General features: G+C 66.9%; 16 protein-coding genes. 1 reads left to right on the top strand and 15 read right to left on the bottom strand.

All coding sequences use genetic code 11. The annotated features are described in order from the left end of the window. Positions 1-69: 69 nt before the first annotated feature. The 4 genes from ligA to moaA form a co-directional block, all read right to left on the bottom strand. Positions 70-2,424: an NAD-dependent DNA ligase LigA gene (gene ligA / locus Atro_RS21140; RefSeq protein ID WP_497925554.1), complete on the bottom strand. Its 2,355-nt coding sequence runs from the start codon at positions 2,422-2,424 to the stop codon at positions 70-72. A gap of 145 nt (positions 2,425-2,569) precedes the next feature. Further along, a complete protein-coding gene (zipA, locus tag Atro_RS21135) occupies positions 2,570-3,430 on the bottom strand; it encodes a cell division protein ZipA (protein ID WP_497925552.1) in 861 nt (286 codons plus the stop codon). Positions 3,431-3,642: 212 nt separating this feature from the next. Next, the gene (gene smc, locus Atro_RS21130) at positions 3,643-7,131 is read right to left on the bottom strand and encodes a chromosome segregation protein SMC (protein WP_497925550.1); all 3,489 of its coding nucleotides are present in this window, start codon (positions 7,129-7,131) and stop codon (positions 3,643-3,645) included. A gap of 211 nt (positions 7,132-7,342) precedes the next feature. Then, positions 7,343-8,338, bottom strand: coding sequence for a GTP 3',8-cyclase MoaA (moaA, locus tag Atro_RS21125; protein ID WP_497925548.1), 996 nt, complete (start codon positions 8,336-8,338; stop codon positions 7,343-7,345). 186 nt (positions 8,339-8,524) lie between these two features. Here moaA and Atro_RS21120 point away from each other — a divergent pair, with 186 nt between their 5' ends. Continuing rightward, positions 8,525-9,382 carry an ion transporter gene (locus Atro_RS21120; protein ID WP_497925544.1) on the top strand — a complete coding sequence of 286 codons (858 nt, stop codon included), beginning with the start codon at positions 8,525-8,527 and terminating at the stop codon, positions 9,380-9,382. A gap of 6 nt (positions 9,383-9,388) precedes the next feature. On the opposite strand, the gene Atro_RS21115 is transcribed toward Atro_RS21120, so the two are convergent. The 11 genes from Atro_RS21115 to ccmA form a co-directional block, all read right to left on the bottom strand. Then, entirely contained in the window at positions 9,389-9,538 is a 150-nt protein-coding gene (locus Atro_RS21115) for a hypothetical protein (RefSeq protein WP_497925542.1), read from the bottom strand. After that, positions 9,535-9,867 (bottom strand): hypothetical protein, encoded by a 333-nt coding sequence (locus tag Atro_RS21110; RefSeq protein WP_497925540.1) that lies wholly within the window; start codon positions 9,865-9,867, stop codon positions 9,535-9,537. The genes Atro_RS21115 and Atro_RS21110 overlap by 4 nt, the downstream gene beginning before the upstream one ends. A gap of 21 nt (positions 9,868-9,888) precedes the next feature. After that, positions 9,889-11,091: a c-type cytochrome biogenesis protein CcmI gene (gene ccmI, locus Atro_RS21105; RefSeq protein ID WP_497925539.1), complete on the bottom strand. Its 1,203-nt coding sequence runs from the start codon at positions 11,089-11,091 to the stop codon at positions 9,889-9,891. Further along, positions 11,088-11,561 (bottom strand): cytochrome c-type biogenesis protein, encoded by a 474-nt coding sequence (locus Atro_RS21100; RefSeq protein ID WP_497925537.1) that lies wholly within the window; start codon positions 11,559-11,561, stop codon positions 11,088-11,090. The genes ccmI and Atro_RS21100 overlap by 4 nt, the downstream gene beginning before the upstream one ends. After that, complete coding sequence (locus Atro_RS21095; RefSeq protein WP_497925535.1) at positions 11,558-12,088, bottom strand: DsbE family thiol:disulfide interchange protein; 531 nt, start codon at positions 12,086-12,088, stop codon at positions 11,558-11,560. Before Atro_RS21095 ends, Atro_RS21100 begins: the two co-directional genes overlap by 4 nt. 2 nt (positions 12,089-12,090) lie before the next feature. Beyond that, complete coding sequence (locus Atro_RS21090) at positions 12,091-14,064, bottom strand: heme lyase CcmF/NrfE family subunit (protein ID WP_497925533.1); 1,974 nt, start codon at positions 14,062-14,064, stop codon at positions 12,091-12,093. Next, entirely contained in the window at positions 14,061-14,528 is a 468-nt protein-coding gene (gene ccmE, locus Atro_RS21085; protein ID WP_497925531.1) for a cytochrome c maturation protein CcmE, read from the bottom strand. The genes Atro_RS21090 and ccmE overlap by 4 nt, the downstream gene beginning before the upstream one ends. Beyond that, entirely contained in the window at positions 14,525-14,701 is a 177-nt protein-coding gene (gene ccmD / locus Atro_RS21080) for a heme exporter protein CcmD (protein WP_497925529.1), read from the bottom strand. The genes ccmE and ccmD overlap by 4 nt, the downstream gene beginning before the upstream one ends. Continuing rightward, positions 14,698-15,450: a heme ABC transporter permease gene (locus Atro_RS21075; protein ID WP_497925528.1), complete on the bottom strand. Its 753-nt coding sequence runs from the start codon at positions 15,448-15,450 to the stop codon at positions 14,698-14,700. Before Atro_RS21075 ends, ccmD begins: the two co-directional genes overlap by 4 nt. Before the next feature lie 87 nt (positions 15,451-15,537). Next, positions 15,538-16,209, bottom strand: a complete 672-nt coding sequence (gene ccmB / locus Atro_RS21070; RefSeq protein WP_497925526.1) for a heme exporter protein CcmB — start codon at positions 16,207-16,209, stop codon at positions 15,538-15,540. Continuing rightward, complete coding sequence (gene ccmA / locus Atro_RS21065; protein ID WP_497925524.1) at positions 16,206-16,892, bottom strand: cytochrome c biogenesis heme-transporting ATPase CcmA; 687 nt, start codon at positions 16,890-16,892, stop codon at positions 16,206-16,208. The genes ccmB and ccmA overlap by 4 nt, the downstream gene beginning before the upstream one ends. Between the last annotated feature and the right edge of the window lie 72 nt (positions 16,893-16,964).

The following is a 16,964-nucleotide window of genomic DNA, read 5'->3' as shown; positions in this document are numbered from 1 at the left end:
GGTTTTCCACCCCATTCAGCTTGCGTAGGGCGCGGGTGAAACCCGCCCTACGTCTGCACGAGAAAGCGCTCATCCCTCCAGTTGCTGAAGCACGGCCAGGAAGGCCTCCTCGTCGAGCACCTTGATCCCCAGTTCGCCGGCCTTGGCCAGCTTCGAGCCAGCGCCGGGGCCAGCGACCACGCAGGAGGTCTTCGCCGAAACCGAGCCAGCCACCTTGGCGCCGAGACTCTCCAGCTTCGCCTTGCCTTGCTCGCGGCTCATGGACTCCAGGGTGCCGGTCAGCACCCAGGTCTGTCCGGCCAGCGGCAGGCCCTCGGCGCAGCGGCGCTCGCTCTCCCAGTGCATACCAAACTCGCGCAATTGCGCCTCGATGGCGCGGGCGCGCTCGACATTGGCCGGGACGGCGAAGAACTCGCGCAGCGCCTGCCGGGCCCTCTCCGTCACCCCCTTGGTGGTGCTCAGGGTCAGCCAGTCCTGACTGAGGGCGATCACCGCCTCCAGGCTGCCTGCCGCCTCGGCGAGCTTCTTCGCGCCGGTGGCGGCGATCCCCGCAATGCCCAGCTTGTCGAGCAGCTCGCTCAGGCTGGCGCAGGCGGCGAACTCCGCATGCAGCTCGCCTTCCTCCTGCAGCTCGATGCCACGCGCCAGCAGTTGCTCGATCACCGTGCGGTTGTGCCCGTCCTCGAAGAAGCTGTGGATCTCGTGGGCGACCTCCAGGCCGACGTCCGGCAGCCAGGTGAGCACCTCGGGCAGGGCCTTCTCGATGCGCGAAAGCGCTCCGAGGGTGCGGGCCAGCCGCTTGGCGGTCTCCTCGCCGACGTCGGGAATGCCCAGCGCATAGACGAAGCGCGCCAGGCTCGGTCTGCGGCTGGCGGCGATGGCCGCCAGCAGGTTGTTGCTGGAAACCTCGGCGAAACCGTCCAGCACCACCAGTTGCTCGAAGGCCAGGGTGTAGAGGTCGGCCGGCGACCTCACCAGGCCGGTGTCCACCAGTTGCTCGACGATCCGCTCGCCGAGGCCGTCGATGTCCATGGCGCGCCGCGAGACGAAGTGGACGATCGCCTGCTTGAGCTGGGCCTGGCAGGCCAGACGGCCGACGCAGCGGTAGATCGCCCCCTCGCAGAGCGAAGCCTTGCCCTTGCCGCGTCGGACCAGTTGGGTGCGTTCCACCGCCGAGCCGCACACCGGACACTGCTGCGGCACCTCGACGGGGCGGGCATCGACCGGACGGCGCTCGGACACCACCTGCATGATCTGCGGAATCACGTCACCGGCGCGGCGGACGATCACCGTATCGCCGATCATCACGCCGAGGCGCACCACCTCGTCCATGTTGTGCAGAGTGGCATTGGATACCGTGACGCCGGCCACCTGCACCGGCCTCAGGCGTGCCACCGGGGTGATAGCGCCGGTACGGCCGACCTGGAACTCGACGCCGAGCAATTCGGTGAGTTCCTCCTGAGCCGGGAACTTGTAGGCGATGGCCCAATGCGGGGTCCGGGCACGGAAGCCCAGCTCGCGCTGCCAGTCCAGGCGATTGACCTTGAACACCACGCCGTCGATGTCGTAGGCCAGACTCTGGCGGCGCTCGCCGATGGCGCGGTAGTAGTCCAGGCAACCCTGCACGCTCTCCGCCACCTTCGACTCGCGGCTGGTCGGCAGGCCCCAACTTCTCAAAGCCTCGAGAACCCCGGTATGGGTTTCCGGCAAGCCGGGCCCTTCGAAGCGGCCGACTCCGTAGCTGCAGAATTCCAGCGGCCGGCTGGCGGTGATCTTCGGGTCGAGCTGACGCAGACTGCCGGCAGCGGCGTTGCGCGGGTTGGCGAAAGTCTTGCCGCCGGTCTCGATGGCGCGGGCGTTGAGCGCTTCGAAGCCGGCGCGCGGCATGTAGATCTCGCCGCGCACCTCCAGCAGTGCCGGCCAGCCCAGGCCGTGCAGCCTGAGCGGGATGTTGCGCACGGTGCGCACGTTGGCGGTGATGTCCTCGCCGGTGCTGCCGTCGCCGCGGGTGGCGCCGCGCACCAGTTGCCCGTTCTCGTACAGCAGGCTGACGGCCAGGCCGTCCAGCTTGGGCTCGCAACTGTACTCGACCACCTCGATGCCCCGGTCCAGCCCCTTGCGCACGCTGCGGTCGAAGTCGAGCAGATCCGCTTCGGCGAAGGCGTTGCCCAGGCTGAGCATGGGCAGCTCGTGGCGTACCTGGCCGAACGCCGCCAAGGCCTCGCCGCCGACGCGCTGGGTCGGCGATTCCGGGCTGACCAGCTCGGGGTGCTCACCTTCGAGGGCCCTGAGCTCGTTGAACAGGCGATCGTACTCGGCATCCGGCACGCTCGGCGCGTCGAGCACGTAGTAGCGGTAGTTGTGTTCGTCGATCTCGCTGCGCAGCCGGGCGATGCGCTCGGCGGCGGTCTGGGCGTCGGTCATGGCGATGGTTTCCGGAAAACGAAAAGAGCAGCCGTGGCTGCTCGAAGGGATGCGCTGGGGGACTGCCGGAGATACCGGCTTCCAGGCCGCCGGGGGATCGCAGCGCTTGGCGGACGATCCTCCGGGACTGACGAAAGATCCGGACTCAGCGCTTGTGGGTCAGTTGCCGGCGCTCGAACTCGACGATCCGCTGGCGATAGTGCTCGATGGTCTGAGCGGTCATCACGCTGCGCTGGTCGTCCCTCAGCTCGCCGTTCAGCTCCTGGGCCAGCTTGCGGGCGGCGGCCACCATGAGCTCGAAAGCCTGCTTGGGATGACGCGGACCGGGCAGAAGGAGGATGAAGCTGACTGCCCGGGTGCTGAAGTGGTCGATATCGTCCAGATCGAAGGTGCCGGGCTTGAGGGCATTGGCCATGGAAAACAGCACCTCGCCGTGGCCGGCCAGGCTCTCGTGGCGATGGAAGATGTCCTTGTCGCCGAAGCGCAGGCCGCTTTCGAGGATGCTCTGCAGCAGCGCCGGCCCCTTGAAGCCCGCCTCGTCCCGCGACACCACGATGATGACCAGATATTCCTCGACCGGCAGTTGCTCCCGCGGCTCGCTGCGCTCGGCTTGCTCGGTCCTGCGCGGTTCGCTCTTCGGCTCCGTCCGGCGCGGCCTGGGCGCAGGCTCGGCGGCCGCATGGACCGGCTCGTCGAGGTCCAACCCGATGTCGTCCGCCTCCAGTTCCTCGTCGAAACGCCGCCGGCTCAGTCCGCGGGCGCTCAGCGAGGGCAGGTTTTCCTCGTCCGCCTCGAAGGCGGTCCCTTGCGGAAAATCGACCGACCGCGAGGGTCCCAGCAGTTCGCTGTTTTCGCTGACCGCCTCGGGCGCATCGGCAACGCTGCGCTCGAGCTTGAACTTGAGCTTGCCCTTGCTGCCGCGCATGCGCCGCCATCCGTCGAACAGGATGCCGCCGATGACGACGATGCCAATGAGGATCAGCCACTCACGCAGACCGATTTCCATGAAATCCAAAACCCCTGAACTGATTTGACAAAAAGGGCTTCCATCCCCGCACAAAAAAGGGCGTCCTACCCCCATAAAAGCGTGGAACTGCATGTTCTCGCAGTATTTTCCACGCGTACTGAAAATTGCCTCTTAAGCTAGCACGACCCATCCGTGGATTGTACCGCCGGGTGCCCCATTCCGGTGAGCGGGTGTATCCCGCCCCTTCTGCCTCAGACGCCCGCCAATGCCACCGCCTCCTCCACATCCACCGCCACCAGGCGCGAACAGCCCGGCTCGTGCATGGTCACGCCCATCAACTGGTCGGCCATCTCCATGGCGATCTTGTTGTGGGTGATGTAGATGAACTGCACCTTTTCCGACATTTCCTTGACCAGCCTGGCGTAGCGTCCGACGTTGGCATCGTCCAGCGGCGCGTCCACCTCGTCGAGCATGCAGAACGGCGCCGGATTGAGCTGGAAGATGGCGAATACCAAGGCCAACGCGGTCAGCGCCTTCTCGCCGCCGGAAAGCAGATGGATGGTGCTGTTCTTCTTGCCCGGAGGGCGCGCCATGATGGCTACCCCGGTATCGAGTAGATCCTCGCCGGTAAGTTCCAGGTAGGCGTGGCCACCGCCGAAAACTTTCGGGAACAGCGCCTGCAGGCCGGCATTGATCTGCTCGAAGGTGTCCTTGAAGCGGTTGCGGGTTTCCCGGTCGATCTTGCGGATGACGTTTTCCAGGGTTTCCAGGGCCTCCACCAGGTCGGCGTTCTGCGCATCCAGATACTGCTTGCGCTCGGACTGTTGCCGGTATTCGTCGATGGCCGCCAGGTTGATCGCGCCGAGACGCTGGATGCGCAGGGCGACGCGCTCCAGCTCCGCCTCCCAGTCGGCCTCGCGGGCCTCGCCGGGGAGCGTGCCGAGCACCTCGTGCAGGACCTGGCCCTCCTCCTGCAGCTGGTCCTGCAGGGCCTTGCACCGCACGCTCAGGGCCTGCCACGCGAGACGTTGCTGCTCCAACTGGCCGCGCAGCAACTGGGCCTGCTGTTCGGCCTGGCCTCGGTGCTTCTCCACCTCGCGCAGCTCGCGCTCGGCATCCTCCAGGGCCAGCCCGGCCTGGCGCAGCTCTTCCTCGACGGCCAGACGCCGTTCGAGCAGCTCTTCGAGCCTCATGCGCAGCTCCTCCAGCGGCGCGGCGCCCTCCTCCAGATCCAGGCTGAGTTGCTCGCGACGTTCCTGGGTGCGCTCGAACTGCCGTTCGAGGCGCTCCAGGGACTGCCGGGTGGAGTCGCGCCGGGCCTGCAGCGAGCCAAGTCGCACGGCCAACTGGTGGGCCTGGTCCTTGTGCGACCTGGCCTCCTGACGCAGGCGCTCGAGGCCTTCGCGCAGAGCGTCGCGTCCGGCCAGCAGTTGCTCGCGGCGCTCGTTATCGACGGCCATGGCGTCCAGCGCATCCTGCAGCTGCAGGCGGGACTCGCCCAGACGCTCGATCTCCAAGGCGCGCTGCTCGCCCAGCTCGGCGAGCTCCTCGTCGAGGCGGCGGCGGCGCAGCGCCAGCTGCTCGGCCCGCGCCTGGAGGGCCGACAGCCGGGCCTTCAGCTCGCCTTGCTGGCGAGCCTCCTCCTGCAGGCGCCGGCGCAGCCCCTCGCGAGTGTCTTCCTGCTGGCGACGCGCCTCATCCAGAGCGGACAAGCGCTCCTCCAGTTCGGCCAGGCGCGCCTCCAGTCCGCCGCGCTCGGCCTGCAGGCGCTCCAGTTCCTGGCCGCGGGCGAGCAGACCGGACTCGGCGTCGCTGGCCCGGCACACGCGCAGGAAGTGCCGGCCGACCCAGTAGCCGTCGCGGCTGATCAGGCTTTCGCCCTCGTTCAGGCACGACTGCCGCTGCAGGGCCTCGGCCAGGCTCTCCACCATCATGACCCGCCCCAGCCAGGGCGCCAGGTCGACGCCACCTTCGACCTTGTCGAGCAGGCTGCCGGCCAGACGCGTGGCGCCCGGCGCCGGGCCGAGCAGGCGCAGCTCGCCCAGGGCGAAGGCGTCCAGCGCGAGACCGGCGAAATCGTCCAACAGCGGCGCCTGCAGGTCGGCGCCGAGCACGGTTTCTACCGCCAGCTCCCAGCCGGGCGCCACGCGCAAGCCTTCGGCCAAGCGCGGACGATCCTCCAGGTGCTGCCCACGCAGCCACTCGGCGACGCCCTGGCCGGGGTCCAGCGCTGCCTGCTGCAGCGCCTCCAGGGAGGCGAGCCGCCCGTGCAGACGCTGCAGCTCGCCCTGAACCTGCTGTTGTTCTTGGGTCGCTTGATGCAATTCGCCGCGCAGCCGCTCGAGCACCTCGCCCTGAGCCGCCTCGGCAACGCTCAGCTCTTCCTGGCTCAGCTCGCCGAGGGCCAACTGCTCGGCCAGCTCGGCGATGCCGACCTCCTCCGGGTCGTCCGTCAGTTGGACACGCTCGTCATCGAGGCGGCGCTCGCGCTCGAGCAGCCGCTCGAGGCTCTGTTCCAACTGCTGGATGCGCGCCTGCTGCACCTCTGCACTGCGCTGCGCCTCCGAGGAGTGCTGGTTGAAGCCGTCCCACTGCGCCTGCCAGGCATGCATGGCGGACTCCGCCTCTTCCAGACAAGCGGCGCTCTCCTCGGCAGCAGCCGCAGCGACTTCCCGCTCGGGCTCGAGCAAGGCCAGCTCCTCGTCGAGCTCGGTCAGCAGCCGACGGTCCTGGTCGAGGTGGGCAGCGGTTTCCTGGCGGTTCTTCTCCGCCTCCTGCAGGTCGTTCTGCAACTGACGCAGGCGCTGCTGGCCGTGTTGGATGCTCTGGTCGACCCGACCGATGTCGGCGCCCAGCGAGTAGAAACGGCCCTGTACCTGGTGAAAACGTTCGGCGAGCCCGTGATGTTCGTCGCGCAGGCGCTCGATGCCGGCATCGGCGTTGCGCTGCTCGGCGATCAGCGCCTCGAGGGCGACCTCCTGGTCGCCGATGACCTGCTCGCGCTGGCCGACCTGCTCGTTCAGTGCCCGCCAGCGCAGGGCGGCGAGCTGGGCCTTGAGGCGACGCTCTTCGGTCTTGCATTCCTGGTACTTCTCGGCCGCCTGGGCTTGGCGTTGCAGGCGTTCGAGCTGGCGCTCCAGTTCGTCGCGCAAGTCGGTCAGACGCGCCAGGTTCTCCTGGGTACGGCGGATGCGGTGCTCGGTCTCGCGGCGGCGCTCCTTGTATTTGGAAATGCCGGCGGCCTCTTCGATGAAGTTGCGCAGGTCTTCGGGGCGGGCCTCGATCAGCCGGGAAATCATGCCCTGCTCGATGATCGAGTAGCTGCGCGGCCCCAGACCGGTACCGAGAAAGATGTCGGTAATGTCGCGACGCCGACACTTGGTCCCATTGAGGAAATAGGCGCTCTGGCCGTCGCGGGTCACCCGGCGGCGAATGGAGATCTCCGCATAACCGGCGTACTCGCCGATGAGGCTGCCGTCGGAGTTGTCGAAGATCAGCTCGATGGAGGCCTGGGTCACCGGCTTGCGGCTGTTCGAGCCGTTGAAGATGACGTCGGTCATCGACTCGCCGCGGAGGTTCTTCGCCGAACTCTCACCCATCACCCAGCGGACGGCGTCGATGATGTTGGACTTGCCGCAGCCGTTCGGGCCGACCACCGCCGCCATGTTGCTCGGGAAGCTGGCCGTGGTGGGATCGACGAAAGACTTGAAGCCGGCCAGCTTGATGCTCTTAAGACGCATGGCGGGTCCCGGGCAGGCCGTAATCGGCGGAGCGCGTGTAAAGGAGGCTGTCGGGAGCCGAAAGGGTCATGATTGGGCTTGGAGTTCGTCGACCGCGTGCAGGGCGCGAAGTCTAGCACAGGGTCCCGAGCGGGCAGCGCGAGCAGTGCGCGACCAAGGTCGCAGGAAGCGCCATCCTGGTGCAGACAGAACGGGGTTGCACTCGTTTCGTTCAGCCGCCGGTCATGCTCATGAAGCGCACCACCTGGACCTGGGCGTCCGCCTCGAAGTGGTGGCGCTCGGGCTTGAGCTGCAGGGCGTCGACCAGGGCCTGGCGCAGCCGTGCGGAATCGCCGGGATGGGCGCGCATCAGGGTCTTCAGGTCGAGCGCACCCTCGTGACCGAGACAGAGCACCAGCTTGCCTTCGGCGGTGACCCGCACGCGGTTGCAGGCGCCGCAGAAGTTGTGGCTGTGCGGCGAGATGAAGCCGACCTGGGTCTGGCTGCCGATCACCTGCCAGTAGCGCGAGGGGCCGCCGCTGACGTGACTGCTGCGCACCAGGTTGAAACGCTCCTCGATGCGTCGGCGCACTTCGTCGCTGGAGCAGAGGGTTTCGCTGCGCTTGTGACTGGAGATGCCGCCGAGCGGCATTTCCTCGATGAAACTGATGTCCAGACCGCGCGCCACGGCGAACTCGACCAACTCGAGTACCTCGTCGTCGTTGCGGCCCCTCTGAATTACGGAGTTCAGCTTGATCCGGTCGAAGCCCGCAGCGCGTGCCGCGTCGATACCGGCCAGCACCTGGTCGAGCTTGTCGCGCCGGGTGAAGGCGGCGAAGCGCTCGGGACGCAGCGAGTCGAGGCTGACGTTGAGACGCCGGACCCCGGCCGCGCGCAGGTCGCCGGCCATGAACGGCAGTTGCGAGCCATTGGTGGTCATGGCCAGATCCTCCAGCTCCGGGCGCGTGCCCAGGCGCTCGAGCAGGCCGAGCAGGCCCTTGCGCACCAGCGGCTCGCCGCCGGTGATGCGGATGCGCTTGACGCCGAGACCGATGAAGGCGTCCGCTACGTCGTAGAGCTCCTCCAGGCTGAGGATCTGCTCGCGCGGGGCGAACACCATGTTCTCGCTCATGCAATAGGTGCAGCGGAAATCGCAGCGATCGGTCACCGACAGGCGCAAGTAGGTGATGCGGCGCCCGAAGGGATCGATCAGTTCGGCATTGGACATGGCGTAGTTCACTCCGGCCAGCCTGCCTTGCACCGCTCCGCGGGACCAGGCTGGATCGCTCGCGTCCTCGAGCCGATTATGATTGAGGGGTAGAGATGTCGATCATCGACGCCCCTTTGCACAATGAAAGCAGGATGTGCGCCAACCAGCCAGCCGGGCGGACTGACATAGCCGATGAGAACGCACATGGATCCTAAAAGCTGGCGCGAACGCCTCTATATCATCGTTTTTTTCAGCGACACGCCGGCCGGCCGGCATTTCGATATCGCCCTGCTGCTGATCATCTTCGCCAGCCTGGTGGTGGTGATGCTCGACAGCGTGCAGAGCTACGACCGCTACGGCACGCTGTTCTACGCCCTGGAATGGGGCTTCACGATACTCTTCGCCAGCGAGTATCTGCTGCGCATCTACATCCATCCCAGACCGGCGAGCTACATTTTCAGCTTTTACGGCACCATCGACCTGCTGGCCGTATTGCCGGCGTTCCTCGCGCTACTGTTTCCCGCAGCGCAATACCTGCTCATCATCCGCATCCTGCGCATGCTGCGGGTGTTCCGCGTGCTGAAGCTCCTGCCCTACCTGAGCCAGGCGAACTTCCTGCTCGTCGCGCTGCGCGGCAGCCGGCAGAAGATCATCGTCTTCCTGCTCAGCGTGAGCACCCTGGTCATCGTCTTCGGCACCCTGCTGTACGTGATCGAAGGGCCAAAGCACGGCTTCACCAGCATCCCCGCCAGCATCTACTGGGCGGTGGTGACCCTGACCACGGTCGGCTACGGCGACATTACGCCGAAGACCCCGCTGGGTCAGGCCCTGGCGACCCTGGTGATGATCACCGGCTACTCGGTGATCGCCGTGCCCACCGGGATCTTCACCGCCGAGCTGGCCAGTGCCATGCAACCGGAACGCCTGCAGCAAAGTTGCCCAACCTGCAGGAAAGCCCTTCACGAGCCGGATGCCGCCTACTGCAGCCGTTGCGGCAATGCCTTGTTTTCCAAACGCTCGGAAACAGCGCAGGAAAGCAGCGAAGAGGAGCTGCACGGCTGACACTCGTCAGCGTACCGGATGACGGCTGCGCAGCCCCGGCGGCACGCTAGGCCCCTCAATCGACTCCCAGGGGCCGTTCGGCCGCCCGGAACTGAACCAGCCATCGTTCCAGCGGTAGTACAGGCGCTCCCGGTAGTACAGCGGCCGGCCCTTCACCACATAGACCCCAGGCTGTTGTCCCAGTAGGCATCGGCATCCGGCGGCGGTGCATAGCGCGGATGGTTGCCGCTCCGGCTGCGCTGCGGGCTGGCCGCTTTGGGCGTGGACGGCAGGGACTTGATCGTCTGGCTCGGCTGCTTCGGCATCTGCGCCGGCGGTTGCTGCACGGGGGGACGTTGCGGCGGCGCCGGGCGCTGGCCGGATGGAGAGTCGTACTCCTGATGGGCACAGGCGGCCAGCAGCAGGGCCAGGCCGAGCGCCGCGAACGGACGCAGGCCGCGCAGCAATCCGGCAGGCTTGGCTGGGAACAGGGAACGGGTATTCATCAGTTCTCTCCGGAGACGCCGTCAGGGCGTGTCGGCTCGATCGATGGTCAGGGCGTACTCGCCCGACGCCTTGGCGCTCACCTGGTCGAGACGGCCGACCCAGTCGCCCGAAGTGGGGTTGCCGGCTCGCGAGACACGGGCGACCAGCTGCACCTCGGCGAAGTTCGACAACTTGAACTGCGGCATCATCGCATCGGCATCGCTCAGGGCGACCTGCGCCGGCAGATCGGCTACCCGCAGGCGCTCGACCGCCAGCGGCATCGGCGGTCCGGAAACGGCACGAGCGAAGACGAATACGCTGTCGTCCGGCTGTACCTTGCCGGCCAACTCGGGGGCCAGGGCGACGCTGACCTTCAGCTCGACCTGGCCGGCGGATGGCTGCGTGCTCTGCGGCGCCCCAGCGATTCCGGCCTGCTCGCGAGCACGGGCGATACCGCCGACGATGGCCGCCCGCGACGGCTCGTCCTCGGGCAGGATCGCCGCCAGACGCTCCCAGTAGCCGGCCGCATCGGCGAAGCGACGCTCTTCGAAAGCGGCGATGCCCAATAAACCGAGACTAGTGACTTCGCTCGGATCGCCGGCCAGCGCCTCGTCGGTCAACGCCTGCATCTGCGGACTCCAGCGCTTGCCCTCGGCGAAATACAGCGCCTGGGCCCACTGGCCGAGGATCTCCGGCGGCCGCTGGGCCAGCCGGGCGGCCTGCTCGAAGGCCCGCACCGCATCGGCCGGACGCTCTTGGGCCATGTAGGTGCGAGCGAGGAAATACCAGCCCTCGGCGGAGTCCGGCTGGACCTTGACGGCCTCCTCCAATCGCACGGTCATGTCTTCGAGGGTCTTCGGCTGCTCGGCGAACTGGCGGGCCAGCTCGAGCTTGTCGCTGGCGCCCCAGTGCAGGTACAGCCCGTAGCCGAGCAGCGGCACCAGCAGCGCTACTACCAGCGGCACGGCCTTACCCAGGGAAGAATGATGGTGCACTTCGCCGTCCGCAGTGTCCGCCAGCAGCTCGCGAGCCGCCTCGGCGCGACCGACCTCCAGCTGTTCGGCGTCCAGGGTGCCGGCCGTGCGCTGCGCTTCCAACTCGGCCAGGCGCTCCTCGTAGAGCGCCACGTTGAGCGCGGTGCGGTCCTCCTCGGCCTGAGCGCGACGGCGGCGCAGCACGGGAAGCAGCAGAAAGGCCAGAGCCATCAGCAACAGCAGGCCGGCGGCGATCCAGAAGTCGATCATGGGTCTTTTTTGTCCAGCAGGGTGGCGAGGCGCTCGCGCTCGGCAGGGGAAAGGGCATTCGACGCGGGACCGACGACACTGCGCCGGCGTCTGACGAGGATCAGCGCGAGCACGCCGAAACCGACGGCCAGGAGGCCCGCCGGGCCGTACCAGAGCAGCATCGTCCGAGCGTCGAGCGGCGGCTTGTAACGGACGAAGTCGCCGTAGCGGGCCACCAGGTAGTCGACGATCTGCTCATTGCTCTGCCCTTTGCCGATCATACGGTAGATCTCGCGACGCAAGTCCATGGCGATGGGCGCATCGGAGTCGGCGATGTTCTGGTTCTGGCACTTCGGACAGCGCAACTCCTCGATCAGGCTGCGGTAACGCTCGCGCTCGGCATCGCTCTTGAATTCATAGGTATCGATGGCGGCATGGGCCGTCATGCTCAGCGTCAGGCCCAACAGTGCGGCGCGCAACAGCTGTTTCATTCGTCCAGCAACTCCTGGTAGCGCGCGGCAAGCTGCTCGCGCCAGACCCGCTCGTCGATCACCCCGACGAACTTGTGGCGGATGATGCCGTGCTTGTCGATGAGGAAGGTTTCCGGCGCACCGTAGACGCCGAGGTCGAGGCCCAGGCTGCCCTGTTCGTCGCGGATATTGAGCCGGTAGGGATTGTGGAACTCCTTCAGCCATTTCAATGCGCTGGCGTTGTCGTCCTTGTAGTTGACGCCGACGATGTTCACACCGCGCCGGGCCAGCTCATTGAGCACCGGGTGTTCGACCTTGCACGACACGCACCAGGTCGCCCAGACGTTGACCAGCGCTGGCTTGCCCTGGAGATCGGCGGTGCTGAGAGTCCGCTCCGGCTGGTCCACGGCGGGCAGGGAAAACTGCGGGAATGGTTTGCCGATCAGCGCCGAGGGCAGTTCGGCGGGATCGAGGAACAGCCCGCGGTAGAGAAAGGCCGCGACGCCTAGGAAGAGCGCCAGCGGCAGTAGAAGAATCGCTCGTTTCACCTTCAGGCTCCTTGTCCGGCCAGGCCCAGGGCCTCGCGCACGCGGGTCCTGATCTTGACCCGATAACGCCGGTCGCAAGCCGCCAGTGCCGCGCCGAAGGCCATCATCAGCCCTCCCAGCCAGATCCAGCGGACGAACGGCTTGATATGCAGGCGAACCGCCCAGGCACCGTTTTCCAGCGGCTCACCGAGCGCGACGTAGAGGTCGCGGGTGAAGCCGGCGTCGATGCCGGCTTCGGTCATCGGCATTCGCTGCACGGTGTAGAGGCGCTTCTCCGGATGCAGCACGGCCACCTCGTCGTCGCCGTCGAAGACTCGAACGCTGGCTCGGTCGGCGACGAAGTTGGGCCCCTCGTGGTGCCGGGTGCCCTCGAAGACGAAGCGGTAGCCGCCCAACTCCACGGCATCACCCGGGGCCATGCGCAGGTCGCGCTCGGCGCTTTCCTGGCTGGTCAGGACGATGCCCAGGGCGCAGACGGCGATCCCCACGTGGGACAGCTGCATGCCCCAGTAGCTCGGCGAAAGGCTGCTCAGCCCCTTGAACAGGCCCTTGTGACGGGTCTTGTCGAGCAAGTCGCGAACCCCGGCGAGGACAACCCAGGCCGCCAGGAAAGCGGTCGCCAGCACCGCCCAAGCGAAATCGCCGAGCATGAAGGCAGCCAGCAGGGCAAGCACCACGCTGGCCAGCAGCACCGGCGCGAGCATGCCGGCCAGCCATTTCAGCGGCGTGTCCTTCCAGCGCACCAGCACGCCCAGCGCGAGGGCCAGCATCAACAGGCCCATCAGCGGCAGGAACAGCGCATTGAAGTACGGCGGGCCGACCGACAGCTTGGCGCCGGACAGCGCATCCAGCAGCAGCGGATAGAGGGTGCCGAGCAGGATGGTCGAGGTTGCCACCACCAGCAGCAGGTTGTTCACCAGCAGCAGGGTCTCCCGCGACCAGAGGGCGAAGCCTACCTGGCTCCTGACCACTGGCGCACGGATGGCGAACAGGGTCAGCGAGCTGCCGACCACCAGCAGCAGGAAGCCGAGGATGAACACACCGCGCTCCGGGTCGTTGGCGAAGGCATGCACCGAGGTCAGCACGCCGGAGCGCACCAGGAAGGTACCGAGCAGGCTCAGGGAAAAGGCGGCGATGGCCAGCAGTACCGTCCAGCTCTTGAACACCCCGCGCTTCTCCGTCACCGCCAGCGAGTGCAGCAGTGCTGTGCCCACCAGCCAGGGCATGAAGGAGGCGTTCTCCACCGGGTCCCAGAACCACCAGCCGCCCCAGCCCAGCTCGTAGTAGGCCCACCAGGAACCGAGCACGATGCCGACGCCGAGGAAGGCCCAGGCGACCAGCGTCCAGGGCCGCGACCAGCGTGCCCAGGCGGCGTCCAAGCGGCCACCGAGCAGCGCGGCGATGGCAAAGGCGAAGGCCACCGAAAAGCCGACGTAGCCCATGTAGAGCATCGGCGGATGGACGACCAGGCCGAAGTCTTGGAGCAGCGGATTGAGGTCGCGGCCATCCGCCGGCGACTGTGGCAGCAGACGCGCGAAAGGGTTGGAGGTGACGATCAGGAATAGCAGAAAGCCCGTGGCGATCAACCCCATCACTCCCAGCACGCGGGCCAGCATCTCCTCCGGCAGCTGCCGGGAGAAGATCGACACGGCGAAGGTCCAGCCGGATAGGATCAGCGCCCAGAGCAGCAGCGACCCCTCATGGGCACCCCACACGGCGCTGAACTTGTAGTACCAGGGCAAGGCGCTGTTGGAGTTGCTCGCCACATAGGCAACCGAGAAGTCGTCGACCAGGAAAGCTTGGGTCAGGCAGACAAAGGCGAACAGCAAGAAAGCGAATTGTCCCCAGGCGGCCGGTACAGCCAACCCCATCCATAGACGATCGCCACGCCAGGCGCCGATCAACGGCAGAGTGCCCTGCACCAGCGCCAGGCACAGGGCGAGGATCAGCCCCAGGTGGCCGAGTTCGGGAATCATTGCGCGCCTCCCGGCTTGCCGCCCTCGTAGTGCTTGAGCATGCCGCTCTTCTCCAGCGCCTGGCTGACCTCTGGCGGCATGTAGTTCTCGTCATGCTTGGCCAACACCTCGTCTGCCTGCAGCGTACCGTCGCCGGCGACCCGGCCTAGGGCGACGATGCCCTGCCCTTCGCGGAACAGGTCGGGAAGGATGCCCTGGTAACGGACGGTCACCGTCTCGGCACCGTCGGTGATACGGAAGGCTACCGCCAGCGAATCCGCATCGCGCTGTACCGAGCCCTGCTCCACCAGGCCACCGGCGCGGATCCGCGCGCCCTGAGGCGCCTCGCCCGCGGCGATCTGGCTGGGGGTGTAGAACAGGTTGATGTTCTGCTGTAGGGCGGACAGGGCCAGTGCCACGGCGATGCCCACGCCGGCGAGGATCGCCAGCACGATGAACAGCCGCTTCTTGCGCACAGGGTTCACTTCGACTCCTCCCGGCGCAGACGACGCGCCTCTTCTTGCAGATAGCGCCGGCGCGCCAGCAGCGGTCCGACGACATTGACGGTCAGCACCGCCAGGCTGATGCCATAGGCCGACCATACATAGAGGCCATGGTTGCCCATGGCGACGAACTCGGCGAACGAGGAAAAACTCATGCTGCCCCCACGAGAGCCTTGATCTCGGACCTGGCCCAGCTGCTACGCGATTCTCGCTTGAGCACTTCGAGGCGCATGCGCATCAGCAGCACGGCGGCGAAGAAGCAATAAATGCCGAGCACCATGACCAGCATCGGCAGCCACATTTCCATGGGCATCGCCGGCTTCTCGGTCAGGGTGAAGGTGGCCGGCTGGTGCAGGGAGTTCCACCACTCCACCGAGTACTTGATGATCGGGATGTTGACCACCCCGACGATGGCCAGTACCGCACAGGCCTTGGCGGCACTGTCGCGATTGGCGATCGCCTGGCCGAGGGCGATGATGCCGAAATAGAGGAACAGCAGAATCAGCATCGAGGTCAGCCGGGCATCCCAGACCCACCAGGTGCCCCAGGTCGGCTTGCCCCAGATGGCGCCGGTGACCAGGGCGATGAAGGTCATCCAGGCGCCGATGGGCGCCGCGCACTGCAGGGCGATGTCGGCCAGCTTCATGCGCCAGACCAGCCCGACCAGCCCGGCCACCGCCAGCAGCACGTAGCAGGATTGGGCGAGGAAGGCCACCGGCACATGGATGTAGATGATGCGAAAGCTGTTGCCTTGCTGGTAGTCCGGCGGCGCGAAGGCTAGCCCCCAGACCAGGCCGACGCCCAGCAGCAGCGCGGCGGATACGGCGAACCAGGGCAGCCAGCGGCCACTGATTTCATAGAACCACTTGGGCGAGCCCAGCTTGTGAAACCACATCCAATTCATCGAGACCACTCACATTCTCACGAGGCCGGATGTGCCCGGCCCGCCTCGGTCGTTCCGTAACCGTTCGATCCCCTTTGGGCGAATCACTCACTCGCCGACGCTGATGGTCAGACCGGCAGCGATCGCAAAAGGCAGAAGGGTCACGGCCAGCATGGCCAGACTGGCCAGCCACAGCAGGTGGCCGGTCGCCGGCAATCCCTGCAGAGCCGCCTGCAAGGCCCCGCTGCCGAGAATCAGCACAGGGATATACAGCGGCAAAATCAGCAGCGGCAGCAGCAGACCGCCGCGCTTGAGGCCCACGATCAGCGCCGCACCAACGGCGCCGAGCAGACTCAGTATCGGGGTGCCGAGCAGCAGCGAGAGCAGCAGCACCGGCAGGCAGCGCGCCGGCAACCCCAGCATCAGCGCCAGCAGCGGAGCCAGCAGCACCAGCGCCAGCCCGGAAAACAGCCAGTGTGCCAGCACCTTGGCGAGCACCAGCAGCGGCAGTGGATGCGGTGCAACCACCCATTGCTCCAGCGAGCCGTCCTCGAAGTCGCTGCGGAACAGACCGTCCAGCGAGAGCAGCACGGCGAGCAGCGCCGCCACCCAGATCAACCCGGGCGAAAGCGTCTGCAGAAGCTGCGACTCGGGCCCCACGGCGAGCGGGAACAGGGCGATGACGATGGCGAAGAACACCAGCGGATTGACCAGCTCGGCCGGCCGGCGGAACAGCAGGCGAGACTCGCGGGCGAGCAGAAGGGTAAACACACTGCTCATGCGGCGTGCCGCTCCAGATCAAGCTCGCGGTAGTTCGCAGGCCGGATCTCCAGGCTGTGGTGGGTGGTCAGCACCACCATCCCGCCACGCTCGCAGTGCCCCTGCAGATGCCTCTCCAACTGGGCCACACCCTGCCGGTCGAGGGCAGTGAAGGGCTCATCGAGGATCCACAGGGGCGCCGCCTCCAGATGCAGACGAGCGAGCGCCACGCGGCGCTGCTGGCCAGCCGACAGTGTATGGCAGGGCACATCCTCGAAGCCGCGCAGGCCGACTGCCGCCAGCGCCTGCCAGATCGCCTCGCGCCCGGCTGGACGATGCAGGGCGCAGAGCCAGGTCAGGTTCTCCTCGGCGGTCAGCAGCCCCTTGATGCCGGCAGCATGGCCGATCCAGAGCAGATTGCGCGCCAGCTCGGCCCGCTGAGCGCGCAGGCTGCGACCCTGCAGACGGACCTCTCCGGCCGTGGGCTGCATCAATCCGGCCAGCAGGCGCAGCAGGCTGGTCTTGCCGCTGCCGTTGGGACCCACCACCTGCAGCATGTCGCCGGGGACCAGCGCCAAATCGAGCCGCTCGAACAGCATGCGCCAGTCCCGCTCGCAGGAGAGTGCCAAGGCTTCGAGAAAGGGGCTGGTCACAATAGGCTTACCATCGACCTCAACACGGCAATACCGGGCTGAGCGCGGCATGCGTCAATCCGGGCGGGCCCGCATTATACATGCCGGGCCTGCTGGTCGAAGGGGCTATTTTCGCCACACCGA

Source organism: Azotobacter tropicalis, from assembly GCF_059739045.1.
This window is presented reverse-complemented; position numbering and strand designations above follow the sequence as displayed.

Coding starts and splice junctions, on each gene's coding strand:
- ligA (WP_497925554.1), bottom strand. CDS start 2,424: ATGACCGACGCCCAGACCGCCGCCGAGCGCATCGCCCGGCTGCGCAGC.
- zipA (WP_497925552.1), bottom strand. CDS start 3,430: ATGGAAATCGGTCTGCGTGAGTGGCTGATCCTCATTGGCATCGTCGTC.
- smc (WP_497925550.1), bottom strand. CDS start 7,131: ATGCGTCTTAAGAGCATCAAGCTGGCCGGCTTCAAGTCTTTCGTCGAT.
- moaA (WP_497925548.1), bottom strand. CDS start 8,338: ATGTCCAATGCCGAACTGATCGATCCCTTCGGGCGCCGCATCACCTAC.
- Atro_RS21120 (WP_497925544.1), top strand. CDS start 8,525: ATGGATCCTAAAAGCTGGCGCGAACGCCTCTATATCATCGTTTTTTTC.
- Atro_RS21110 (WP_497925540.1), bottom strand. CDS start 9,867: ATGAATACCCGTTCCCTGTTCCCAGCCAAGCCTGCCGGATTGCTGCGC.
- ccmI (WP_497925539.1), bottom strand. CDS start 11,091: ATGATCGACTTCTGGATCGCCGCCGGCCTGCTGTTGCTGATGGCTCTG.
- Atro_RS21100 (WP_497925537.1), bottom strand. CDS start 11,561: ATGAAACAGCTGTTGCGCGCCGCACTGTTGGGCCTGACGCTGAGCATG.
- Atro_RS21090 (WP_497925533.1), bottom strand. CDS start 14,064: ATGATTCCCGAACTCGGCCACCTGGGGCTGATCCTCGCCCTGTGCCTG.
- ccmD (WP_497925529.1), bottom strand. CDS start 14,701: ATGAGTTTTTCCTCGTTCGCCGAGTTCGTCGCCATGGGCAACCATGGC.
- Atro_RS21075 (WP_497925528.1), bottom strand. CDS start 15,450: ATGAATTGGATGTGGTTTCACAAGCTGGGCTCGCCCAAGTGGTTCTAT.
- ccmB (WP_497925526.1), bottom strand. CDS start 16,209: ATGAGCAGTGTGTTTACCCTTCTGCTCGCCCGCGAGTCTCGCCTGCTG.
- ccmA (WP_497925524.1), bottom strand. CDS start 16,892: ATGCCGCGCTCAGCCCGGTATTGCCGTGTTGAGGTCGATGGTAAGCCT.